The sequence below is a fragment of the Pseudomonas amygdali genome, assembly GCF_002699855.1.
GTDB lineage: Bacteria > Pseudomonadota > Gammaproteobacteria > Pseudomonadales > Pseudomonadaceae > Aquipseudomonas > Aquipseudomonas amygdali.
On the sequence record NZ_LKBW01000224.1, the window covers coordinates 1 to 23,516 of the forward strand.

Annotated in this window: 17 protein-coding genes and 2 pseudogenes; 11 read left to right on the top strand and 8 right to left on the bottom strand. The window is 59.1% G+C overall.

Going from position 1 to position 23,516, the window contains the following annotated elements; genetic code table 11:
* Nucleotides 1-26: 26 nt before the first annotated feature.
* The 6 genes from AO277_RS14910 to AO277_RS14935 form a co-directional block, all read right to left on the bottom strand.
* Nucleotides 27-716 carry a 4'-phosphopantetheinyl transferase family protein gene (locus AO277_RS14910; protein WP_044318256.1) on the bottom strand — a complete coding sequence of 230 codons (690 nt, stop codon included), beginning with the start codon at nt 714-716 and terminating at the stop codon, nt 27-29.
* Nucleotides 713-4,753 carry a Pls/PosA family non-ribosomal peptide synthetase gene (locus AO277_RS14915; protein ID WP_044318257.1) on the bottom strand — a complete coding sequence of 1,347 codons (4,041 nt, stop codon included), beginning with the start codon at nt 4,751-4,753 and terminating at the stop codon, nt 713-715. Before AO277_RS14915 ends, AO277_RS14910 begins: the two co-directional genes overlap by 4 nt.
* A 327-nt stretch (nt 4,754-5,080) precedes the next feature.
* Nucleotides 5,081-5,584, bottom strand: a complete 504-nt coding sequence (locus AO277_RS14920; protein WP_005735085.1) for a GNAT family N-acetyltransferase — start codon at nt 5,582-5,584, stop codon at nt 5,081-5,083.
* A gap of 117 nt (nt 5,585-5,701) precedes the next feature.
* The gene (locus AO277_RS14925) at nt 5,702-6,997 is read right to left on the bottom strand and encodes a M20 family metallopeptidase (protein WP_044318258.1); all 1,296 of its coding nucleotides are present in this window, start codon (nt 6,995-6,997) and stop codon (nt 5,702-5,704) included.
* A gap of 302 nt (nt 6,998-7,299) precedes the next feature.
* Entirely contained in the window at nt 7,300-8,526 is a 1,227-nt protein-coding gene (locus AO277_RS14930) for a type II toxin-antitoxin system HipA family toxin (RefSeq protein WP_044318259.1), read from the bottom strand.
* Complete coding sequence (locus tag AO277_RS14935; protein WP_004654729.1) at nt 8,526-8,849, bottom strand: helix-turn-helix domain-containing protein; 324 nt, start codon at nt 8,847-8,849, stop codon at nt 8,526-8,528. The genes AO277_RS14930 and AO277_RS14935 overlap by 1 nt, the downstream gene beginning before the upstream one ends.
* Before the next feature lie 311 nt (nt 8,850-9,160).
* Between AO277_RS14935 and AO277_RS14945 the strand changes: the two genes are divergently transcribed.
* The 11 genes and pseudogenes from AO277_RS14945 (at nt 9,161) to AO277_RS14995 (ending at nt 21,039) form a co-directional block, all read left to right on the top strand.
* Entirely contained in the window at nt 9,161-10,228 is a 1,068-nt protein-coding gene (locus AO277_RS14945) for an FUSC family protein (protein ID WP_044318260.1), read from the top strand.
* 10 nt (nt 10,229-10,238) lie between these two features.
* Nucleotides 10,239-10,700 (top strand): Lrp/AsnC family transcriptional regulator, encoded by a 462-nt coding sequence (locus AO277_RS14950; RefSeq protein ID WP_002555556.1) that lies wholly within the window; start codon nt 10,239-10,241, stop codon nt 10,698-10,700.
* Between the two features lie 150 nt (nt 10,701-10,850).
* A pseudogene (locus AO277_RS14955) lies at nt 10,851-12,531 on the top strand (flavin monoamine oxidase family protein).
* A gap of 15 nt (nt 12,532-12,546) precedes the next feature.
* On the top strand, nt 12,547-13,341 hold the full coding sequence (locus AO277_RS14960; RefSeq protein ID WP_044318261.1) for a carbon-nitrogen hydrolase family protein: 795 nt from the start codon (nt 12,547-12,549) through the stop codon (nt 13,339-13,341).
* A 182-nt stretch (nt 13,342-13,523) separates the two neighbouring features.
* The gene (gene pqqF / locus AO277_RS14965; RefSeq protein ID WP_044318262.1) at nt 13,524-15,833 is read left to right on the top strand and encodes a pyrroloquinoline quinone biosynthesis protein PqqF; all 2,310 of its coding nucleotides are present in this window, start codon (nt 13,524-13,526) and stop codon (nt 15,831-15,833) included.
* A gap of 135 nt (nt 15,834-15,968) precedes the next feature.
* Nucleotides 15,969-16,043: a pyrroloquinoline quinone precursor peptide PqqA gene (gene pqqA / locus AO277_RS14970; RefSeq protein ID WP_003422658.1), complete on the top strand. Its 75-nt coding sequence runs from the start codon at nt 15,969-15,971 to the stop codon at nt 16,041-16,043.
* 88 nt (nt 16,044-16,131) lie between these two features.
* Nucleotides 16,132-17,043, top strand: a complete 912-nt coding sequence (gene pqqB, locus AO277_RS14975; RefSeq protein ID WP_005735079.1) for a pyrroloquinoline quinone biosynthesis protein PqqB — start codon at nt 16,132-16,134, stop codon at nt 17,041-17,043.
* 8 nt (nt 17,044-17,051) lie between these two features.
* The gene (gene pqqC / locus AO277_RS14980; RefSeq protein ID WP_044318263.1) at nt 17,052-17,807 is read left to right on the top strand and encodes a pyrroloquinoline-quinone synthase PqqC; all 756 of its coding nucleotides are present in this window, start codon (nt 17,052-17,054) and stop codon (nt 17,805-17,807) included.
* The gene (gene pqqD, locus AO277_RS14985) at nt 17,804-18,088 is read left to right on the top strand and encodes a pyrroloquinoline quinone biosynthesis peptide chaperone PqqD (protein ID WP_044318264.1); all 285 of its coding nucleotides are present in this window, start codon (nt 17,804-17,806) and stop codon (nt 18,086-18,088) included. Before pqqC ends, pqqD begins: the two co-directional genes overlap by 4 nt.
* Nucleotides 18,081-19,250 (top strand): pyrroloquinoline quinone biosynthesis protein PqqE, encoded by a 1,170-nt coding sequence (gene pqqE / locus AO277_RS14990; RefSeq protein ID WP_003372397.1) that lies wholly within the window; start codon nt 18,081-18,083, stop codon nt 19,248-19,250. Before pqqD ends, pqqE begins: the two co-directional genes overlap by 8 nt.
* Nucleotides 19,213-21,039: a S9 family peptidase gene (locus AO277_RS14995; RefSeq protein ID WP_044318265.1), complete on the top strand. Its 1,827-nt coding sequence runs from the start codon at nt 19,213-19,215 to the stop codon at nt 21,037-21,039. Before pqqE ends, AO277_RS14995 begins: the two co-directional genes overlap by 38 nt.
* Before the next feature lie 84 nt (nt 21,040-21,123).
* Here the strand turns inward: AO277_RS14995 and AO277_RS15000 are convergent, their stop codons facing one another.
* Nucleotides 21,124-21,285 carry a YqaE/Pmp3 family membrane protein gene (locus AO277_RS15000; RefSeq protein WP_002555565.1) on the bottom strand — a complete coding sequence of 54 codons (162 nt, stop codon included), beginning with the start codon at nt 21,283-21,285 and terminating at the stop codon, nt 21,124-21,126.
* A 404-nt stretch (nt 21,286-21,689) separates the two neighbouring features.
* Nucleotides 21,690-23,467: pseudogene (locus tag AO277_RS15005) on the bottom strand (acyl-CoA dehydrogenase C-terminal domain-containing protein).
* Nucleotides 23,468-23,516 lie beyond the last annotated feature (49 nt).

Genomic DNA, 23,516 nt, shown 5'->3' on the forward strand with positions numbered 1-23,516 from the left:
TTTGGTCGGCATACATGCACCTCTAGCTACATGTTATGCCCGAACACAAAATTTCTGACAGTCTCACGGGGCTTTGAGTCGCGGTACCGACTGACAGTCCCGACCTGACGGCTCTGAGCTACACATCGAGGCCATTTCAAAGCCACCATCCCAACCACATTCGTCCCCAATTCAACCTCAATGCCCACGCCCTCCAATTGCCCCACCTCTGCCCACTCCCCCAACTCACGGCCGTGCAGTTTCAAAAAAGCTTCTCGCTCACACCAGGCCCTGGCAAACGCGACCGGGCGCATCGTCTCGGAAACATCCCGCAGTCGCGCACCTACATCTGGCCCGAGATAATCCCGCGCAACAACCTGCCAGTCCGGTACAGGCTGGACCTGCATCAAGTCCACACCCACCGCTCCGTTGAGATTGACCGCAGCCAGAGAGAATCCAGCTTCGTGGCTGATGGAAAAACCGGGCTCCGGCAGGCCGTCGATCATCAATCGCGGCGCGAGACCTGGGGCGCTGATGAACGTGATCGCTTCCGATGGCAATTCGAGCCACTGCTCCACGGCGGTTCGCACGCAAGCCCGAATGCGGTTTCTGGCCTCATCTCTTGCACAGCCTGGCCTGGTGACGCATCTGACCAGCAATACATTCTGCCGAGGGAAGGACTCTGGAGGGGCGAGCCGGCCATCTTCATCGAATGCCCAGCTCGCCCCGCGTTTCATGCCCTGTCAGGTGCCGCCGGGCAGCCGGCCCAGCGACTGCACGCGGGGATATGCTCGCCTTTCATCACCAGGGTCAGTGGGCCAAGGTGCGCATCGTTGCCGACTACGGCGCTATAGAGCACGGCGCTACGTGGGCCCATGTACACGCGCTCGCCGATGCTGACGTGATCAATCTTCATGACCCGGTCTTCGAACAGGTGTGTTTGCGGGCAGGCACCGGCATTCAGCTCACTATCTGCACCGATGCTGACGCAGTCGAATTCGGTGATGTCGGTTGTGTCCATGTAAACCCCTCGGCCAATATTGCAGCCGAGCAGGTTGAAGGCCAGCGGCAACCACGGAGTACCGCGCAGGTAGCGCATGAAGTTTGGTGCGGCCATGCCTTCATAGAGGCTGGTGATACCTTCCGAGAGCCATACGAATGGTGTCCACATAGGGTCTGCGCGTTTGCGATAGCGGCCCATCACCAGCCATTTCAGGGCCGCGATCAGCAGAAAGTTACCCACGCTGTACGCCATGCCGATCACTGCAAGGTAGGCCAGCACCGCGCCCCAGCGCTCGTCGTCGGCGAGAGGCATCAGGTCAAGCATGACCGTGTAGCCAACGGCGATCACTACCGCGTGCGGGGTGACAATGCGCACGCCTTCGACCAGTCCTCGGGCCAGGCGGCGCAGCGGTGAAGGCTTGAAGGTCAGTGATTCGGGAGCGCCACTTACCTGCTCGCGGGCAGGCAGGTGGATCGGTGGTGAGCCCAGCCAGGTGTCGCCGTCGACCATTTTGCTGTTGTGCGGCGCGCAGGAATGGACGCCGATCAGGACGTTTTCCGGCAGCACCGTGCCATCTGAAATGTAACCGCCGTTGCCGACAAAGCTGCGATTGGATACGACTGTGGGTTGCATGGTCATCCAGCCGCCATCGATACGCTCATCGCCCAGCATCACCGCATCGGCGATAAAGGTTTCATCGCCCAGGGTCAGCATGTCCGGGATGACGCCCTGTGCGCTGGAAATCTCGGCGTCGCGCCCCACTTTCGCACCCAACAGTCGATACCAGAAGGGCGAGTACACCGTGGCGTAGATACCGGAAAGCACATTGAGGCTGGCCTCTTGAATCTGACTGATCAGCCACTTGGCGCAATAAGTGTTGCTGTGTACCGCGTAGCGACCCGGCTTGAGACGTGGAAAGACGATCCAGCGCAATGCGGCAGAGGCCAGAACAGTCGCGACAATCAGCACCGCACTGGCCGGGAACGCGAGCAGGAAATAGCGCGCCAGTTGTCCCAATGGTCCGCTGCCCTCGAACCATGGCAAGACGTTCTGCGTGTCGAACCAGTCGATCAGGAAAAAGGTCGGGAAGACCGGGATGAAGAACAGCGTCGCGACCAGCAGAACGCCGAACACGAAGAACAGTTTTTCTGCCCGCAAACGCGCAGGGCTGGTCACAGGCCGCGCAGGTTGGCCGAGCGTGTCGAACGCGCCTACATCACGCGCAGGTGAGCCCTGCCAGATACGACCCGCCGGAACCTCCCGGCCGTCGGCCATGGCCGATTGCGCCTCAAGATGCCCCCACGGACCGATAGCAGTATTGCCCTCCATGATCACGTAGGAACCGACACAGGCATTGTCCTGCAAGGCGATACGTCCCAGATGCAACTGGCCCCGCTCGACGCGCGCGTTCTCGAAGCTCACGCCGTTGCCGACGCTGACCCCGTCACCGATCTCCAGCAGGTCGTGGGCCCGCACCGTGGCCCCGCCGATAATCACTTCCTCACCGATCTTTGCTCCCAGGGCGCGCAGCCACAGGGGATAAAGCGAAGAACCACTCAACAGGTAAGTCGGTGCCGACTCGACCATACGGTCGGCGGCCCACCAGCGAAAGTAAGTGACGCCCCACAATGGGTATATTCCAGGCTTCAGGCGACCAACGATCAGCCATTTGGCCGCCCACGCGATGAAAAACTGCAGAACGGTGGCAATCAGAAACACCGAGATAGAAGCCAGAGTCGCCAAAGCCACAGAGTCGTCAGGCGAACCGGTAAGCAAGTGGTAGGTAAAGAACGGCGCGAGCCACTGGGTCATGCGCAGGCTGACCATTACCGGCAATGCCAGAGCCTGAGCCACGCCGCAACGCCAGCGACGCCACGCGGACGGAGGCGTCCAGTCGACCGGGGCAGCCATCTCTTGCGGTGCTTGATCCAGCACTTCGGCAATCGCGCCGATACGGCGTTGCTGGTAAATGTCGCGCACGGTGATTTGTGCAAAGCGAGGGTTCGCCCGCAAGGCCGAGGCCAAACGTGCTGCAAAGAAGGAGTGCCCGCCCAGATCGGTGAAAAAGTCCGCATCGCGGCGGATCGGCATGCCAGGAAAGAGTGTGGCCAACGCAGCAAACAGTGCGATTTCGCCTTCAGTTTCAGCCACGTCGGACTCTGCGCCAGCACCCGCGGCATCAACCGTCAACGGGCGGGCCTTGAGTGTTTTGCGGTCGATTTTTCCGGACGTGAGGCGCGGCATGCTGTCGAGCAACTCGAAATGCCCCGGCACCATGTACGACGGCAACCGGGCCTGCAAGACCTTGCGCAGCTGGCTGGTGAATGTGGAGTCCGTCGATGTGTCGCAAACCAGATAAGCAATCAGCTGATCAATGCCACCCTCGTTGCGCAACAGGACGGCAACAGTACCTACGCCGGGCTGTTGCGCCAACAGCGCTTCAATCTCGCCCAGTTCGACGCGAAAGCCACGAATTTTCACCTGATCATCGGCACGTCCCAGGCATTGTACTTGCCCTTCATCGTCGATCCGCGCAAGGTCGCCGGTGCGGTACAGGCGCGCATCGTGATAGCCAGTGGACCACGGGTTAGGCAGGAATTTTTCCTGGGTCAGATCCGGTCTGCCCAGATAACCTTCAGCCAGACCGGGGCCGATGATGCACAGTTCGCCGACTTCGCCACGGGGCAGCAGGCTGGGTGCCAGGCTGCTGCCGACCGCTGGGTCATTGGCGATTACCAACAGACCATAATTGGGGAGCGGCGTACCAATCGAGACCGGGCGACCACGCGACAACCGCGCCAGACTCGCCGATACAGTGGCTTCGGTGGGCCCATAGGTGTTGAACATTTGCCGGTTCGGCGTGGCCCAGCGGTCGACCAGCGACTCAGGGCACATCTCGCCGCCCAGATTGATCACCCGCAGGCAGGGGACGTCTTCGCTGAACAGCGCCAGCAAGGTAGGCACCGCGTGCAAAACGCTGATGCGCTGCTCGTTCAGCAGACGTGGCAGGGTTTCGGGGTCTCCGCTGGTTTCCTTTGGGCCTATCCACAACGTTGCGCCCACCAGATAGGCAATCCAGATTTCCTCGAACGACATGTCGAATGCCACGGAAAAGCCCTGGTAGACCCGGTCGCTGGCGCAGATACCGAGTACCGCGTTTTCGCTGCGCAGGAAATGGCAGATGCTGCGCTGGGAAATCAGGATGCCCTTGGGCTTGCCGGTGGAGCCGGAGGTGTAGATCACGTACGCAGGATGATCGGGAAGCACACCACTGCGGCGCACCAACGCTGCGTCGGTCTGTGTCAGCAGCGCTTCGGCCGTCCATACGTTCAGACCGCTACCAGCCAGCAACGGGCTCAGCGCGTTGCAGGACACCAGCCCCACTGCGCTGGCATCGTCCAGGCATATTTGCAGACGCTCCACCGGAGTGTCCTGATCCAGAGGCAGCCAGGCGGCACCCGCCTTGGCGATACCGGCCTGCATCACCAGAAGCTCAATGCCTCGCGGTAGCCACAGACCAACGATGTGCCCAGGCCTTACGCCAGCCTTGATCAGCGCAGAAGCCACCTGATCAGCCTGCCGGTCCAGCTCCCCATAACTGATCCGGTGCTCGCCGAAGATCAGTGCCACTTGCTGCGGATTGCGCCGGGCGCTGGCTTCCAGCAAATCGGCCAGCACTTCCTCGCGCAGCAGTTCAGGTTGAATCGGACCGTAAATCACGTCCGCCGATTGTTCGTTCTGGCAGGTCTGCAGCAGGTTCAGGTTATTCATGGCAGCAAATATTCGCTCGTCTGAAGGAGATGCCTGAGATTTCTGGTTATGGGGTCAGAGCCGGTGCATCAGCGAGTGGCGTGCATTTTGTGGTGACAAGGTGTCCACAATATTTCTGTTTTGATACATTTTGGCTGGAGCGCTGCAGCTCTCACCGCGGTGAAAGAACAGGCTGGCAAGGCGAATATGGCAAAGACTGGCTGTACGAATCTTGAACAACAAAACGAAGATGGCGGATAGCCAACAAGGCATTTATGTATCGACCTTGCAGCTCGATGAGGAAAGCGCAGTTCGCTAAAGTGGATTGCATCCATGACTTGGCATGGGTTAAAGCAGACGCCACAGGGTCTCACGCGTCGCAGGATCGAAAGTCTGCGACTGACGCTTCATGACGCGCCTTAACCCATCGCCAATACAATCCGTCGGCATCGGACAGAACCCATGCTGACGAAACCATGGGCCATTCCAGGGTGGTTCGCGAAATGTTGTCAGGCTTACCGCATCAGCCCGACGCAAATGCGCGTATGCCACGACAGACGACAGCAGGCTTTTTCCAACGCCCTTGCCTGAAGCAAGAAGTTCGACCGAGATATTGTCCAGGTATAAGTAATCATCCAGTAGGCGCATGGCTACGAAACCGATGACTTCATCGCTATGCCTGTCTACAGCAACCATGACCCGGCAGGCTTCGAATCTGTCTGCGCCCAGCGGTGGGCTTTCGGCGACATGAGCCAAAGAGGGAATGATCGTATACCGCTGGCGAGCCCGCGCAGAGAGACGCTGCAACTGCTCCAGATCGTTGTCATGCGACAACCGCAGATCAAATTCCATCTGGCTTTTCTCCTTGGCTGGTCAACACTGCAGGTGAGGACGGCAACACGCATCAGGTGCTGCCGTCGGCCTTGTGCTCTTCAGCCAGGCAGGGCTCAGCGCCCGGCTGAAGAATAGCTATTTGCCATAGCGGCTGATGAACAGCGCGGCGCGTTTGGTCACCACGGGCAGCGAACCCAGATCGATGGTTTCATTCTCGCTGTGGGCACCTTGCCCCCACGCGCCAAGACCGTCCAGGCTCGCCGTTACATATTTGTTCACATAGGAAATATCGGCACCGCCTCTTTCCGCTGACGGAGCCGATTCCAGTGAAGGTCCATCAAGGTCCTGGCTGACCTTGCTGTAGGCTTGCAGAAGTTTGCGATTACTTTCGCGATCAACCATGACCGGCATGATTGCCTTGATCTTCAACTCGCTATGAGTCTGTGGCAGCGAGTGACTGGCTATTTCCTGCAGGCGGGCTTCGGCAGAGCTTCGCTGTTCTTCACTGCTGAACCGCAGGTCGCCATGCACGGACACTATTCTGGCGATTGTGGTTTTTCTCCCCGAGGCAGTGCCTTGCCCGTTTGGTACATCTTCCTGGGCTGTGGCGCCGCCCAGAATGAGCCCAGGGTTGATGGTCAAGCCTTGCTCACCGGAGAGTTTGGAGCGAATTTCATCAAGCACCCGGGCCGACTCGTACACCGCACCGAAACCGGTTTCAGGCTGAAAAATAGTCGCTGAGTGTTTGTCTATGCCGGTACTGGTCAAAAACCATTCGCTCAATCCTCTGCGCTCGGTGATTAACTGATTGGGCGACAAGGCGAATTCAAAGCCCAGTGCTATGTCACTTCTTTTGGCTTCGGCAATCAGCCATTCTCTGGAAATTTCAGTCGGCTTGGCCGCCAGCTCTTCGTCACCAACCAGGACCACAGAGATATTCATGTCCTGCAATGCGCCGCTGTGTTTCAGCGCCTGCAAGGCGTAAAGAATGGTGACCAGGCCGCCCTTATCGTCGATCACTCCGGGGCCTTTGGCTTTTTTGCCGCCATCTATCAATGAATACTCCTGAAACTTGCTGGTGGCCGGAAACACCGTGTCCAGATGGCCTATCAGCAAGATTCGTTTCGCAGACTTGTTACCGTCATGCACCGCGACAAGGCTACCGGCATGGTTCATCCCTGCCGGTAACTCGTGCCAACGGGTATCGAAGCCCAGCGCTTCCAACTCTGCCTTCATCAGATCACCGACCTTGACGACACCGTCCACGTTGTCCGTGCCGCTGTTGATGTTCACCAGTTTTTCAAGCAACGCGACCTGCTCGGCACTGTGACTGTCGACGTACGAAGTAATGCTCTGTTCATCGAGCATCGTTCCTGCCAATGCGCCATGGCAGAAAAACAAAGTCGTGAGCAGGGAAATACTTTTTTTCATGAAGGATAAACTCCGCTTGGCCATTAGTGATGACCGGGGCATTGCGCCCGGGATCTCATCAGATTGCCCACAAGGAGCGATGCTGTGCCGTCATAAGTGTCGGGAAGGCTGATACGGTTCCATTACGCCAGCAAGTGAACCACTATGAAGGCGGACGAACGGTAGTTGAAATTTTTTGGCCCGAAACAACGTCTGGACGGTGAGCCGAATAGCCAGCACAATCGGCTCACCTTATGAGCCGATTAAACCCGTATTCGGCTCACCTCAAAGGCATATCCAATGTCCGAACATCTCTGGATCTACTAGCGCTTCAAACGCGCTGCACTGGTCGCATCGACCGCAGCATCCAGCTCTGCACCGGCCAGAAATTGACTGTAATAGTCGTGCAGCTCGGCTTCCCAGCCCGCCACTTCATCAAGAGCTGCCTCGGCTTCTTCCTTGTTCAGGGCAAAGTGGGCGTGCTGGCTGAGCAGGTTGCCCCGGTTAAGACGTGGCCCTTCGATACCGACTGACATGGCGAGTGCCTGAGCAGGCCCTTCGTCCAGAATCGGCAGTACGTCGTACAGCGGCGATAACCTCCAGACGCCTTCTTTCCAGATGACGGCATGGTTACGAGGATGATCGTCGGCGTTACCGACCAGTACGTTATAAGCCATGCGTCGGTACAGTTCCTGTCGGTCCTGGTCTGGCGCACCACGGCGATACAACTCATCTGCAAGTGCTGCATATTGCCAGTCCGGGTGTGTCCGAGCCTTCCACTCGGCGTCCAGCAAGGTCAAACCGCTGAGCATCGGCAGCCGGCGAAAGCGCCGGGTCGGCTCATCAAAGACGCGGTCGAAGCGCTCGACCAGAAGCGTATTGATTCGCTCGCCGCGATACAAAGAGGTGTTGGCCGCCTGAAGCCCTTTAAGCCCTGCGAACGTCATGCAGGCATGCTCCACAGAGGGCAGGTCATAGTGATCGAACTTATCGCGAGGCTTGGCCAGAATCAGTTTTCTGTCGCCCAGATACGTTCGCTTCGGACGAGCGCCGCCAGCGGAGGATCGCTGATCCCTGACTTTCAGCGCCTCTAATTGCTCACCACTAAGCTGGCTGTCGTAGATCGCTTCACAGGCATCGATGAAATGATCAAGCCCCTTGGCATGCAGGGCTTTGGGGGGCGTCTGGCCCAGTCCGTCCTGTGCTGTGCGAGCCAGTCCGGCCATGATGTTGCCCGCCCTGTCGCTGTTGGGAGATTTGAGCAAAAGCTGTATCGGGTCCAATGGGCCTTTTTCAACCCGATGCAACAACCGCTCCCCCCAGCCATCGGGCATGGCGTCATCGATAAAGCCCGGCACACCGCCATTTTTCGGCACGGAATAGGCCCGCGCAGACAACGGATACCTGAAGGGGTCCGGCACCCAGATGTTCTCCTGCACTGCATCAGGTGAATACTGAAACGTCCCGACACCGGACTGGATCGTCAATTTGCCCAGCGTTAGTGCCTGTCCGCTGACAGGACACTCCATATAAATGTAGGCCTGAGCCATCAGAAGTCCTCCGGCTTGCTTCTGGGCAGGCGAACGCGCTTGCGGTCGGCCGCTTCAAGCTGTTCGACGCTAAACGACTCGTCGTCTCGCAGCCCCTGAAACAAGCGCTCTGACACACCCAGCCCCCAGACCACCAGCATGAAGTCGCGCAGCGATACGCCGTCTGCGCTGCCTGCTTCGATGCGTCGAAATGTACGCAGCGAAATGCCCAGCCGCTCGGCAAGATCCACTTGCCGAACGCCCTGTTGTAGCCGGGCCTGCTTTACCAGCAGGGCAATCCGCAACAGCGTGTCGCTGCATTGAACGGGGAAAAAAGCTTTCATGAGCAGTTACCAGCGAGCAGGCGCGGGGGTTCAAGGAATCACAAAGTAGCACGTTTGCAGGCTTGAACCTGTAGATAATAGATCATAAAAGCACACATTAATGACCATAAAGCCTCATATAAAGGCATCTTAAAAAGTGCTGGATTTCATCCTTACTGAATTCAGACCGTGATTACTACCGCTTGAATCCACGATGTCATGTTCACTGATCACCAACATACACCACCCATCTCCTCTCAAAATGTGGCTTACTGAGACCTGCCATCATCCAATCAGGGAATCTCTTCCCTACCCTCGCGGTCTCTTAACGCATGACGAATTCGCGCTCTGCTTTCATACCCTCCTGGCTTCGCCCTGTTCTGCGTCCGCTGCTGGACCCATATCGCCGTTATCGGCATGCGCGGCTGATCCACGCGGCGCGGATTGCGGTGGGCTTGCTGGTAACGATTCTGTTGACCACGGGCCTCAATCTGCCTCATGGCGAGTGGGCGTCGGTGACAATGCTGATCGTCATCGGCGGTTTGCAACACCACGGCAATATCGGCAAAAAGTCAGTCGAGCGCGCCTACGGAACGTTGATCGGAGCTGGTCTTGGCCTGATCGTGGTGGTCCAGCAGGGCTATCTGGAAATGCCGCTACTGACGTACGCGATGATGTCGGTTATGTGCGGTTTTTTTGCTTATCACGCTATCGGCAAAGGCGGTTACACCGCGCTGCTGTCGGCGATAACGCTGTTTATCGTGGCCGGTCATGGCTACAACCCGATCAGTGACGGGTTGTGGCGCACCGTAGATATTTTGATCGGTATCGCGCTGGCGCTGGCGTTCTCCTTCGCCCTGCCACTGTATGCCGTGTTTTCCTGGCGCTACAACCTGGCCAGTGGCTTGCGTGACTGCGCCAAGGTCTATGGACGAATCGTGCAAGGCCAGCCGGTCACCGCTGACGAGCATCTGAAGCTGAACGCCAGGCTCAACGCCACGATGCTGCAATTGCGCTCGCTGCTGCCGTCGGTTTCCAAGGAAGTGAAGATGTCCATGGTCGAGCTGGACGCCATTCAAGGCCATTTCCGCATGTGCCTGAGCACCCTGGAGATTCTCGCCAATATTCGCCCTGCCGATCTGGATAAAGTGGCGGGCGAGTCGTTTAAAACTTCACTGGATAACGATTACCGGCAGATACGTCGTCAGTTGATCGGCATGGCTCGCGCGCTGCAAACCGGCGCAACCGAGCGTCTGGTGCGCACATCGGAAAGCGCTCCCGCGCAGCCGGTCATTCCAGCCGAGTTGATGGGCTATCACTTGATGACTCAGCAACTGGCACAGAACCTGGACGGGCTCCAGGCACGCCTGGCCAAGACCGCTAAACGCTGGAAGTTTTAAGGAAATACCCGTGCCCGATACCCGCCCGCCCGTGCTGGACGAAATTGATCGACAGTTGATCGCAGCGCTGCAAATCAATGCACGCGAAAGCGTCGCCATGCTCGCCCGTCAACTGGGCATCGCCCGTACCACCGTCACCTCCCGGCTGGCACGCCTGGAAAGCAGCAAGGTGATTACCGGCTATGGCGTGCGCCTTGGCCAGCGAGTGGTCAGTGGCGGATTGCAGGCATACGTCGGCATCACCGTGCAACCTCGTTCGGGCAAGGAAGTGCTGCGCCGACTCAGCGCCATGGCGCAGGTGCAGCAGTTATGTGCGGTCAGTGGCGAGTTCGATTACGTCGCCTGGCTGCGCACGGACTCTCCCGAGCAACTGGACCAACTACTGGACCTGATCGGCAGCGTGGATGGTGTCGAGAAGACCACGACATCGATCATCCTCAGCAGCAAGATCGACCGCGGCCAGCCGGTATAAGCAAGCCATAGCTGCACGAAACCATACAAGATGACCAAAATATTCGTCACTTTGCATAAATAAACAGCATATCGACGACACTTTGCGTCTTATTAACGTGCCCGCCCTTCTCTAGACTGTTGTTTTCGCCGTTGCCCATCAAGGTCCGTCATGAAGAACAACCGTCACCCCGCCAACGGCAAAAAGCCGATCACGATGTTCGGCCCCGACTTCCCCTTCGCCTTCGATCACTGGATCGAACACCCGAAAGGTCTGGGCAGTATCCCGGCTGAAAATCATGGCGCGGAAGTAGCGATTATCGGTGCCGGTATCGCCGGGCTGGTGGCGGCCTACGAGCTGATGAAGATGGGCCTCAAGCCAGTGGTGTACGAAGCCTCCAAGATGGGTGGGCGGTTGCGTTCGCAAGAGTTTGAGGGTGCCAAAGGCATCGTTGCCGAACTGGGCGGCATGCGCTTTCCGGTGTCATCGACCGCATTCTTTCATTACGTCGACAAACTGGGCCTTGAGTCCAGGCCCTTTCCCAACCCGCTGACCGCCGCTTCCGGCAGCACCGTCATCGACCTGGAAGGCACCACCTATTACGCGCAAATGCTCTCGGATCTGCCGGCGCTGTTTCAGGAAGTGGCCGACGCCTGGGCCGACGCACTGGAAAGCGGCTCGCAGTTCGGTGACATCCAGCAGGCCATCCGTGACCGTGATGTGCCGCGCCTCAAAGAGCTGTGGAACAAGCTGGTGCCGCTGTGGGATGACCGCACCTTCTACGATTTCGTCGCGACGTCCGAGGCCTTCGCCAAACTGTCTTTCTATCATCGCGAGGTATTTGGTCAGGTAGGCTTCGGCACCGGCGGCTGGGACTCGGACTTCCCCAACTCGATGCTGGAAATCTTCCGCGTGGTGATGACCAATTGCGATGAGCACCAGCACCTGATCGTGGGCGGCGTGCAGCAAGTGCCGGTCGGTTTGTGGAGCCATGTGCCCGAGCGTTGCGCGCACTGGCCCAAAGGCACCAGCCTGTCTTCGCTGCACCGCGGCGCACCGCGTCCTGGCGTAAAACGCATTGCCCGCGCCGAGGACGGAAGCTTTTCCGTGACTGAACAACTGGGGCGACACCCGGCAATACGCCGCCGTGCTGACCACCTGCCAGAGCTGGCTGCTGACCACGCAGATCGAGTGCGAAGAATCGTTGTTCTCGCAGAAGATGTGGATGGCCCTGGATCGCACACGCTACATGCAATCCTCGAAGACTTTCGTGATGGTCGACCGTCCGTTCTGGAAGGACAAGGACCCGGAAACCGGTCGCGATCTGATGAGCATGACCCTCACCGACCGCCTGACCCGTGGCACTTACCTGTTCGATAACGGCGACGACAAGCCGGGCGTGATCTGCCTGTCTTACTCGTGGATGAGCGATGCGCTGAAGATGCTGCCGCAGCCCATCGAGAAGCGTGTGAAGCTGGCGCTTGATGCGCTGAAGAAGATCTATCCGAAAGTGGACATCGCGGCGCGCATCATCGGCGACCCGATCACCGTTTCGTGGGAGGCCGACCCGCACTTCCTGGGTGCCTTCAAAGGTGCGCTGCCGGGCCATTACCGCTATAACCAGCGCATGTACGCGCACTTCATGCAGCAGGACATGCCCAGCGAACAGCGCGGCATGTTCATCGCCGGTGACGATGTGTCCTGGACACCGGCCTGGGTTGAAGGCGCAGTGCAGACATCGCTCAACGCCGTGTGGGGCATCATGAACCACTTCGGCGGCAAGACTCACGCCGAGAACCCCGGCCCCGGTGACGTGTTTCATGAAATCGGCCCGATTGCACTGGGCGACTGACAGAAGGAAACCCCCATGCGCATTGCGCTGTATCAATGCTCGCCATTGCCGCTGGATATAAGCGGCAACCTGACGCGTCTGGAACAACAGGCCCAGGCTGCCGCAGAGCAAGGGGCACAGCTGCTGATCTGCCCGGAGATGTTCCTGACTGGCTACAACATCGGTGCACAGGCGGTCAGTGAACTGGCGCAAACGCAGGATGGTCCGGCAGCGTCGCGCATTGCCGCCATCGCGCAAGCCAGCGGCATTGCAATTCTGTACGGCTACCCGGAGCGCGGGCCTGATCAGCAGATCTACAACGCCGTGCAGTTGATCGACAGCCAAGGCACACGTCTGTGCAACTACCGCAAGACCCATCTGTTCAGTGAGCTGGACAGGTCGATGTTCGCAGCAGGCGAGGATCATTACCCGGTGGTCGAATTGAACGGCTGGCGTCTGGGCATGTTGATTTGCTACGACGTGGAGTTTCCTGAAAACACCCGTCGGCTTGCGCTGGCAGGGGCCGAACTGATTCTGGTGCCGACCGCGAACATGCTGCCTTACGACTTTGTCTGTGAAGTGACCGTACGGGCGCGAGCGTTCGAGAACCACTGCTACGTGGTGTACGCCAACTATTGCGGCAGCGAAGGCGCGATTCGTTACTGCGGGCTCAGCAGCCTCTGCGCACCGGACGGCAGCCGCCCGTTGCTGGCAGGTCAGGACGAAGGCTTGCTGGTGGGGACGCTGGACAAGGCATTGCTGGTCCAGGCCAGGACGGTGAACGACTATTTCGTCGATCGTCGGCCGGGGCTGTATACGTCGCTGACTTGATCCCGAGGCGTCACGCTCGGCGCTCCTTCACTGGAGTGACAATCTCGATTATCGTGCGACGCTCCGCGTAGGCATGCAGTTCTGGACGCTCCGCGTCCTGCCTTGGTTCAGCCATGCTCGCGAACTTCGCCGGTTATCCGCTAGCATGATGCTTTGCATTCCCTGCCGCCGTGGACACCCTCATGCCTGCCCCGCCTTCCTCTGACATCAAACGCCTAACGCTGGCCAACGGCCTGAATGTGGTGCTGTGTCACGAACCGCGCCTCAAGCGCTGCGCAGCTTCATTGCGCGTCGCGGCGGGCAGCCATGATGCGCCGCAGGCCTGGCCCGGGCTGGCGCATTTTCTGGAGCATCTGTTGTTCCTCGGCACCGAGCGCTTCCCTGCCAGCGAAAACCTGATGACGTTCGTGCAGCACCATGGCGGTCAGGTCAATGCCAGCACACGCGAACGCACCACTGACTTCTTCTTTGAGCTGCCGCAGGCGGTCTTTGCCCAAGGGCTGGAGCGACTGTGCGACATGCTCGCCCGTCCGCGCATGACCATGGCCGATCAACTGCGCGAGCGCGAAGTGCTGCACGCCGAGTTCATCGCCTGGGTCGGCGATAGCGCATCACGCGATCAAGCGCGCCGGCTGGCATCGATCAATCCACAGCATCCGCTGCGCGGCTTTCATGCTGGCAATCGTTACAGCCTGTCAGTGCCCAACCCTGCCTTTCAACAGGCGTTGCAGGACTTTTATCGATGCTTCTATCAGGCAGGGCAGATGACCCTGTGTCTGAGTGGGCCGCTACCAATGGCCGAGCTGGAAACACTGGCAATCAACCATGGCGCAATGTTCGCCAGTGGTGTGAAGGCCATACAACAACCGCCCCCACCGCTGATTGCCAATCGACCAAAGGCTGACCAGCAAAACCACCTGCTGTTTGCCTTTGAGGACTTGCCGGACAAGTCTGACGAAGCGCTGGCGTTCTTCTGTCACTGGCTTAATGCAACTCAGCCGGGCGGACTGATTGCCGAGCTGGTCGACAGGGGCCTTGCCAGCTCCCTGAAAGCCGCACCGCTGTACCAGTTCGGCGGGCAGCTCTTGCTTGATATCGAACTGAAAGATGCCCTCGCGAACACTCTCACCATCAACAGCCTGTTTTTCAGCTGGCTCGATTTTTTCAAGGCTCACTGGCCGTTGCTGGTCGAGCAATACCAAAGCCTCGAACAACGCCGCCTGCACATGCTCGGTGCGTTGGCGCTGGCACATCATTACTGTCGCGAGACGCCTGCGCAGTTAGGCGCGCAAGGCCAAGAGGCATTGCGCGCGCTGCTCGAACAGTTCACGCCCGACGCGCTGATCGGCTCCGCACTCGCCGATACCCACAGCATCGAGCAGGTCAATTGGCGTTTGCCAGCGCCGAATCCGTTTCTCGATACGGCACTCACCAACAGCGATGAAGCCGCGTTTTATCTGCGCTGGGAACTGCCCTCCCCGCAGCCAACCCTCTGGCGGATGCTCGATACAGGGCTCAAGCCATTGATCGAAGACGCACGTCAGGCTGGTGTGACCCTGACGTTCAGTGCTTACGGGCCTTATTGGCAGCTTCAACTGAACGGCCTGCGCGAGCCGATGGTTGCGGTTATCGAACACGCCCTGCATCGCTTGCAGCACCCTGAGCCCGCATCGCTGGCAGGCGACGAGCCTGAGTTGATTCCGATTCGTCAGTTGCTCAAACAGCTTGCCGATCATTACCTGAGCAGCGAACCGCAACTGACGGTTGGCGATCTGCCGAGCGTATGGGCGGCTTCGCGCTGGATCAGCTTCGCCAGTGGCTTGTGTGCTGCCAGCCAGCCCCTGATAGACGCCACATTGAAAGCAGCACCGGGCGTTCGGCAACCAGACTCACCAACGCTGCCCGCCACTCGCCCTGGCAAGCGCTGGGCGACTGAAGCGTCGTCCTCGTCGGAAGACGCGGTGCTGGTGTTTTGCCCGGCCCCTACGGCCTCCGTTGCAGATGAAGCTGCCTGGCGGTTGCTCGCGCACGTTTCACAAGCGCTCTTCTACCAGCGGCTGCGGGTCGAGCTGCAACTGGGTTACGCCGTGTTCAGTGGCATCAGGCAGATCAATGGAAGGACCGGATTACTGTTTGGTGTTCAATCGCCCTCCTGCGACGCAGGGCAGCTTTTTCAGCACATTGAGACGTTCATCGGCAGATTGCCCGAGCGGGTTCGCGATGCAGATGTGCCTGAGCAGATAAAAGCCCTTTCAGCCCAATTCGAGCCGTTGAGCATGCCGGACCAGCAGCAGGCAGACATGCAGTGGCAAGCGCATCTTGCCGGGCATCAGGGTAGCCATTCGCAGGCGTTGCAACGCGCTCTGTCAAATCTGGATACACACTCGTTACTCGCTGCTGCGGAGCAACTGACCAATGCCACTGGCGGCTGGCTGATCGTGGCCAATCGCCCTGCCAACGCGGCCATCCCGCTATCCTTACCTGAACGGTAATGGTCTTTCCTGCAGATTCCAGTCCTGCGCAATTGTTAAATTGAGTAACATAGCTCCCTAACTATCTGAACGTATGCCTTCAGCGATGCACTAAGATGTAGTCACCAACCGCAGCACTTATCCGAGGAGATTTTTATGTCGTGGACTAAACCTGCTTACACTGATCTGCGTATCGGTTTTGAAGTCACCATGTACTTCGCAAGCCGTTGATTTCAGTGCGCTGTGAAGCCTCGGTTCGCCGGGGCTTTTTTTATGGTTGTGGCTGTTTTTTATTTCAGAACGTGTGCCAGGAGCTGTCATGTACATCCAGATTCTAGGTTCTGCTGCTGGTGGTGGATTCCCCCAGTGGAACTGCAACTGCGTCAACTGCGCAGGTTTTCGCGACGGTAGCCTGCGTGCTCACGCGCGGACCCAGTCGTCGATTGCGCTGTCCGACGACGGCATAAACTGGGTGCTGTGCAACGCCTCACCGGATATCCGTGCGCAACTGCAGAGCTTTGCGCCAATGCAGCCGGGGCGCGCATTGCGCGACACCGGCATCAGCGCGATCGTGTTGATGGACAGCCAGATCGACCACACCACCGGTTTGCTGAGCCTGCGCGAAGGCTGCCCGCACCAGGTCTGGTGTACAGACATGGTCCATGAAGACCTGAGCACCGGCTTCCCGTTGTTCGAAATGCTCAAGCACTGGAACGGCGGCCTGAACTGGAACCGCATTGAGCTGCAAGGCAGCTTCGTGATCCCTGCCTGCCCGAACCTGCGTTTCACGCCCTTCCCACTGCGCAGCGCCGCGCCACCGTATTCGCCGCACCGTTTCGACCCGCATCCGGGCGACAACATCGGCCTGCTGGTCGAAGACACCCGCACCGGCGGCAAGCTGTTCTATGCCCCGGGCCTGGGCAAGATCGATGAAGCACTGGCCGAGAAGATGCGTGACGCCGACTGCCTGCTGGTCGACGGCACAATGTGGGACGACGACGAAATGCAGCGCCGTGGCGTCGGCACGCGTACCGGCCGGGAAATGGGCCATCTGGCACAGAACGGCCCCGGCGGCATGCTGGAAGTCCTCGAAGGCTTTCCCGAGCAGCGCAAAGTGCTTATCCACATCAACAACACCAACCCGATTCTCGACGAAGACTCCCCGGAACGTGCGGAGCTGGTTCGTCGCAACGTCGAAGTGGCCTTCGATGGCATGAGCATCGAGCTTTAGGAGCTGACATGAGCGAAGCGACTGCACTGCCCCCCGCCGAATTCGAACAGGCCTTGCGCGCCAAGGGTGCCTATTACCACATCTATCACCCGTACCATGTGGCGATGTACGAGGGTCGTGCAACCCGCGAGCAGATTCAGGGCTGGGTCGCCAACCGTTTCTACTATCAGGTGAACATTCCGCTCAAGGACGCGGCGATTCTGGCCAACTGTCCGGATCGCGAGATCCGTCGCGAGTGGATTCAGCGCTTGCTTGACCATGACGGCGCGCCCGGCGAAGACGGCGGTATCGAAGCCTGGCTGCGCCTCGGTCAGGCCGTGGGGCTCGACCCGGACCAACTGCGCTCGCAGGAACTGGTGCTGCCGGGTGTGCGTTTTGCCGTTGACGCCTACGTAAACTTCGCCCGCCGCGCCAACTGGCAGGAAGCGGCCAGCAGCTCGCTGACTGAACTGTTCGCGCCGCAGATCCACCAATCGCGCCTGGACAGCTGGCCGCAGCATTACCCGTGGATCGACCCGGCCGGCTACGAGTATTTCCGCACTCGCCTGGGCCAGGCCCGACGCGACGTGGAACACGGCCTCGCCATCACGTTACAGCACTACACTACATATAAAGGCCAGCAGCGCATGCTGGAAATCCTGCAGTTCAAGCTCGATATCCTGTGGAGCATGCTCGATGCGATGTCCATGGCTTACGAGCTGAACCGCCCGCCGTATCACAGCGTTACAGACCAAAAAGTCTGGCATAAGGGGATTACGCTATGAAGCACGATCCGCAGTTCCGAGCGTTGACACCCAAATGGCATCAAGGCTACCGCTTTCAGTACGAGCCTGCGCAAAAGGCGCATGTGGTGCTTTACCCTGAGGGCATGATCAAACTCAATGATAGCGCTGCCCTGATTGGCGGGCTGATCGATGGCATGCGCACCATCACCGCCATCATTCATGAGCTTCAGCAGCAGTTCCCCAATGTTCCCGAACTGGGCATGGACGTCGACGAGTTCATGGAAGGCGCCAAAAAGAAAAACTGGATCGATCTTGTCTGACCTGGCCCCCGTCACCAACACCCCCTACATACCGCCCACTCCCGAGGTCGGGCTGCCCCTGTGGCTGCTCGCCGAGCTGACCTATCGCTGCCCGTTGCAGTGCCCGTATTGCTCCAACCCGCTGGATTTTGCCAAACAGGGCCAGGAGCTGAGCACTGAGCAGTGGTTCAAGGTCATGCAGGAAGCGCGGGAAATGGGGGCGGCGCAGATCGGTTTTTCAGGCGGCGAGCCGCTGGTGCGCCAGGACCTCGCCGAACTGATCGCCGAGGCCCGGCGTCTGGGCTTCTACACCAACCTGATCACCTCGGGCATCGGCCTTACCGAAGAAAAGATCATCGCCTTCAAGGAAGCAGGCCTGGACCACATCCAGATCAGCTTTCAGGCCAGCGACGAGCAGGTCAACAACATGCTCGCCGGCTCGAAAAAAGCCTTCGCGCAAAAACTGGAGATGGCCAAGGCGGTCAAAAAGCACGGCTACCCGATGGTGCTGAATTTCGTCACCCATCGGCACAACATCGACCGCATCGACAAGATCATCGAGCTGTGTCTGGCGCTTGAAGCGGACTTCGTCGAACTGGCCACCTGTCAGTTCTATGGCTGGGCGCACCTGAATCGCCTCGGCCTGCTGCCGACCAAGGATCAACTGGTCCGCGCCGAAGCCGTCACCAATGAATACCGCGTCCGGCTGGAGGCAGAGAATCATCCGTGCAAGCTGATTTTCGTCACGCCTGATTATTACGAAGAGCGTCCCAAAGCGTGCATGAACGGCTGGGGCAATATCTTCCTGACCGTGACACCAGATGGCACCGCACTGCCCTGCCACGGCGCACGGCAGATGCCGATCCAGTTCCCCAACGTGCGCGACCACAGCATGCAGCACATCTGGTACGACTCGTTTGGCTTCAATCGCTTCCGCGGTTACGACTGGATGCCCGAGCCGTGCCGTTCGTGTGACGAGAAGGAAAAGGACTTCGGCGGTTGTCGCTGCCAGGCCTTCATGCTGACCGGCGACGCGGCCAATGCCGACCCGGTGTGCAGCAAGTCCTACCACCACGGGATCATCACTCAGGCTCGTGACGAGTCCGAAACCGCTACTCAAACCATTGAAGAGCTGGCCTTTCGCAATGACCGAAACTCACGACTCATCGCAAAATCCTCCTGAACGCCTAAGCGCCGCCCAAGCGGTCGCTGCAGGCGTCGACTTCGCCGAACTGGATGTCAGCTCGGCGGGCCTGTTCTGGAACGAATACCGCCCCGAAGACGGCGCCTGTCGTATCTGGCACTGGTACGCGAACAGCAAGCGCTGCCTGACACCACAAGGCTTCAGCGTTCGCAGCCGGGTGTATGAATACGGTGGTGGTTCGTTCTGTCTGGCCGACGACGCGCTAGTGTTCGTCAATGAGCGCGACCAGCAATTGTACCGCCAGACGCTGGGCGCCAGCGCGCCGGTTGCGCTGACGGAGGGCGACAAGCGTTATGGCGGCCTGTTCTTTAGCGGTGGTCAGATTCTCGCCGTTGAAGAAGACCGCAATACGCATCGGCTGGTCGCTATCGATCTGGCTGACGGGCAGCGCCGATTGCTGGCAGAAGGCGCTGATTTCTACGCATCGCCGATCATCAGCGCCGACGGCAAGCGCCTGGCCTGGATCGAATGGCAACGCCCGCATCAGCCGTGGACCAGCACCCGCTTGATGTGTGCAGCGAGACAAGACGACGGCAGCTGGGGCACTGCGCAGTGTGTTGCAGGCGAAGGCGCACAAGAGTCGCTGCAACAGCCACGTTTTGACGCCCACGGTCGCCTGCATTGCCTGACTGATCGCGCTGGCTTCTGGCAGCCGTGGGGTGAATCGCCTTCCGGGTTTGCGCCGCTGCCCGCCAGCCCGGCCGATCACGCTTCTGCGCCTTGGCAACTGGGCAGCTGCACCTGGCTGCCAATCAACGATGGCTATCTGGCGAGCTGGATCGAAGACGGCTCCAGTGTTCTGGGGCTTTGTCAGGCTGACGGCAGCGTCGAGGATTTCAGCGTTGGCTACAGCCGCTTTCGCAGCCTCGCCATTGACGAAGAGTTCGTGTATTGCATCGCGGCATCCGCGGTGAGCACATCTGCCGTGCTGGCTATTTCTCGCCACGACGCCGGTGTTCAGGTGCTTGCCGGGGGAGGCTCGCCGCTGCCGCCCGAACTGATCAGCCGCCCTCAGCCGCTGCGTTATCCCAGCGGTGGAGCCGAGGCCTACGGCTATTTCTACCCGGCCATGACCGGCACGCAAAAACCGCCATTGGTGGTGTTCATCCATGGTGGCCCGACTTCCGCCTGCTACCCGGTGCTGGACCCACGTATTCAGTATTGGACACACCGCGGCTTCGCCGTGGCAGACCTCAATTATCGCGGCAGCAGCGGCTACGGTCGCGCCTATCGGCAAGGCCTGCACCTGGCATGGGGCGTGGCGGACGTGGAAGATGCCTGTGCGGTTGTCACGCATCTGGCGGGACGTGGCCTGATTGACCAAGGACAGGCCTTCATTCGCGGCGCCAGCGCGGGTGGTTACACCACACTTTGTACATTGGCCTTCAAGGATGTGTTTCGTGCAGGTGCCAGTCTTTATGGCGTCAGCGACCCGGTAGCACTGGCCAGGGCCACGCATAAATTCGAGGGCGATTACCTGGACTGGCTGATCGGCGACCCGGACAAGGACATCGAGCGTTATCAGGATCGAACGCCGCTGTTGCACGCAGACCGCATCAAGGTGCCGGTGATTTTCTTTCAAGGCGAGCTGGATGCCGTGGTAGTGCCCGAACAGACCCGGGCCATGCTCAAAGCCCTGCAAGACAACGGCATCAAGACTGAAGCGCACTTCTACGCAGACGAGCATCATGGATTCCGCAAGGCGAGTAACCTGGCAGATGCTCTGGAGAAAGAATGGCGTTTTTATCGGGATGTGCTTGATGCCTGATCAAGCCGTGTGATCGTTCCCGCAGCAGGGAACGATCAACGAGTGCTACTGCGTGGTCGGGCGACCTTGTTACTTGCGCGAGAGTTACTTGCGCGAGACGATGATGTAGATCGCGTGGATGATCCCCGGGATATAACCCAGCAGGGTCAGCAGGATATTCAGCCAAAAAGCGCCAGCAAAGCCTACTTGCATGAACACGCCTACCGGAGGCAGCAGAATGGCGAAAATGATACGAATGATGTCCATGAAAAGCTCCTGATTGAATTGGCTCTGATTGGCCATACAGCTAATCGACCCTGGCCGTCGGTGAGGGTTCAACCGGCTCTGGCACCGCGCCATTATTCTTTCTCGGGAGAGGATCAGGACAAGCGTTGCACTGCGGGCACAGCATCGTGTGCTGCGAGCGGAAAGAAAACAGAATCGTCAAAACGCAAACAAAGAAAACCCCGCCTAAGCGGGGCTTTCCAGACTGTTTCCCTGATTTCCCTTTCACCCCACCGTCCTGGCAGGCTTCCCTACGTGTCCCTGTTATGTCTTGTTGCGCGTCCTGCGCTACGTCCATGGGTGAAGATTAACTTTGGATCCCTTTCTTGGGAAGAGGTCAATTGGCACCACGCAGTGTAAGCAAATGCTTACAAGGCTTTTGCAGGTCAGAATTGTGACGCCTTCAACAGGTACAGCGAATCGCTGCCCGCGCGCACCGAGGCATCCAGCGAGTGGATACGCGGCAGCAGGCGCGCGAAGTAGAAGCGTGCGGTGCCCAGCTTGCTCGCATAGAACTCCTCCTGCTGCTCTTTACCGAGCGCCGCCTTGGCCATCATCGCCCACATGTAGGCGTAGGCGGTGTAACCAAACAGATGCAGATACTCCACAGACGCAGCGCCGATTTCATTGGGATTACCGCGCGAGCGGTCCAGCACCCAGCCAGTCAGCTCATCCAGCATGTTCAAGGCTTTTGCCAGCGGCTGGGCGAACTCGTTAAGTGCGCCATCCGCGCCATTGATGAACTGGCGCACTTCATCCGAAAACAACTGATAGAACGCGCCGTTCGAACCGACGATCTTGCGCCCCACCAGGTCAAGCGCCTGAATGCCATTGGTGCCTTCGTAGATCTGCGTAATGCGCACGTCACGTACCAGCTGTTCCTGGCCCCACTCACGGATGTAACCGTGACCGCCGAAATCTGCTGGCCATGAACAGTGGTTTCCAGACCGATATCACTCAGGAACGCCTTGGCGACCGGGGTCAGCAGCGCCACCAGATCATCGGCACGCTTGCGCGCGGCATCGTCTTCGCTGAACTTGGCGATATCCAGTTGCAGTGCGACGTAGCTGGAAAACGCACGACCGCCTTCGTTGAACGCCTTCATGGTCAACAGCATGCGACGCACGTCGGGGTGGACGATGATCGGGTCAGCAGCCTTGTCCTTGTTCTGCGCTCCGGTCGGGGCGCGGCTCTGTAAACGATCCAGCGCATACTCGACGGCGCTCTGGTAAGACCGCACGCCCGACGCCAGGCCCTGAATACCAACGCCCAGACGCTCGTAGTTCATCATTGTGAACATCGCCGCCAGCCCTTTGTTCGGTTCGCCGATCAGGTAGCCGGTAGCGTCGTCGAAGTTCATCACGCAGGTCGCCGAAGCCTGGATACCCATCTTGTGCTCGATCGAGCCACAGCTGACGGTGTTGCGCTCGCCAAGGCTGCCGTCGTCGCCGACCATGAACTTGGGCACCAGAAACAGCGAAATGCCTTTCGGCCCGGGCGGTGCATCCGGCAACTTGGCCAAGACCAGATGAATGATGTTTTCGGTCAGGTCGTGTTCGCCGCCGGTAATGAAAATCTTGCTGCCGGTGATCTTGTAAGCGCCGTCCGCCTGCGGTTCGGCCCGGGTCCGAATGATGCCCAGATCGGTACCGGCGTGGGCCTCGGTCAGGCACATCGACCCGGCCCAGACGCCTGAATACATATTGGGCAGAAATTTGGTCTTGAGCGCTTCGCTGGCGTGGGTGTCTATCGATACGCAGGCGCCGGACGTGAGCATCGCGTACAGACCGAACGCCAGGCTGGCAGAGTTGAGCATCTCTTCGACCTGAGCCGACACCACCTTGGGCATGCCCATGCCGCCAAACTCGGGATTGCCGCCTACACCGACCCAGCCGCCCTCAGCGTAGGTCTTATAGGCCTCGGGAAAACCTGCAGGTGTGGTGACGACGGTGTCCTTCCAGTGGCAGCCCTCCTCGTCACCGTTACGGCTCAGCGGCGCAATGGTCTTGCTGGTCACTTTACCGGCTTCTTCGAGAATGGCTTCGACCGTTTCAGCATCGACTGTTTCGGCCAGCTCGGGCAGTTGAGCCCAGAGCTTTGAAACCTCGAAGACTTCATTGAGGACGAAGCGCATATCGCGCAGTGGCGCTTTGTAGTCAGCCATGGCAAACCTCGTGAACACGGAGCGAAATTCTGTTGGAGGCTGATCGATG

Bases quoted from the DNA above. Each gene is read 5' to 3' on its own strand.
- AO277_RS14945 (WP_044318260.1), top strand. From the start codon at position 9,161: ATGACGAATTCGCGCTCTGCTTTCATACCCTCCTGGCTTCGCCCTGTT.
- pqqF (WP_044318262.1), top strand. From the start codon at position 13,524: ATGCCTGCCCCGCCTTCCTCTGACATCAAACGCCTAACGCTGGCCAAC.
- pqqC (WP_044318263.1), top strand. From the start codon at position 17,052: ATGAGCGAAGCGACTGCACTGCCCCCCGCCGAATTCGAACAGGCCTTG.
- pqqB (WP_005735079.1), top strand. From the start codon at position 16,132: ATGTACATCCAGATTCTAGGTTCTGCTGCTGGTGGTGGATTCCCCCAG.
- AO277_RS14930 (WP_044318259.1), bottom strand. From the start codon at position 8,526: ATGGCTCAGGCCTACATTTATATGGAGTGTCCTGTCAGCGGACAGGCA.
- AO277_RS14920 (WP_005735085.1), bottom strand. From the start codon at position 5,584: ATGGAATTTGATCTGCGGTTGTCGCATGACAACGATCTGGAGCAGTTG.
- AO277_RS14910 (WP_044318256.1), bottom strand. From the start codon at position 716: ATGAAACGCGGGGCGAGCTGGGCATTCGATGAAGATGGCCGGCTCGCC.
- AO277_RS14995 (WP_044318265.1), top strand. From the start codon at position 19,213: ATGACCGAAACTCACGACTCATCGCAAAATCCTCCTGAACGCCTAAGC.
- AO277_RS14960 (WP_044318261.1), top strand. From the start codon at position 12,547: ATGCGCATTGCGCTGTATCAATGCTCGCCATTGCCGCTGGATATAAGC.
- AO277_RS15000 (WP_002555565.1), bottom strand. From the start codon at position 21,285: ATGGACATCATTCGTATCATTTTCGCCATTCTGCTGCCTCCGGTAGGC.
- AO277_RS14935 (WP_004654729.1), bottom strand. From the start codon at position 8,849: ATGAAAGCTTTTTTCCCCGTTCAATGCAGCGACACGCTGTTGCGGATT.
- pqqD (WP_044318264.1), top strand. From the start codon at position 17,804: ATGAAGCACGATCCGCAGTTCCGAGCGTTGACACCCAAATGGCATCAA.
- AO277_RS14925 (WP_044318258.1), bottom strand. From the start codon at position 6,997: ATGAAAAAAAGTATTTCCCTGCTCACGACTTTGTTTTTCTGCCATGGC.
- AO277_RS14915 (WP_044318257.1), bottom strand. From the start codon at position 4,753: ATGAATAACCTGAACCTGCTGCAGACCTGCCAGAACGAACAATCGGCG.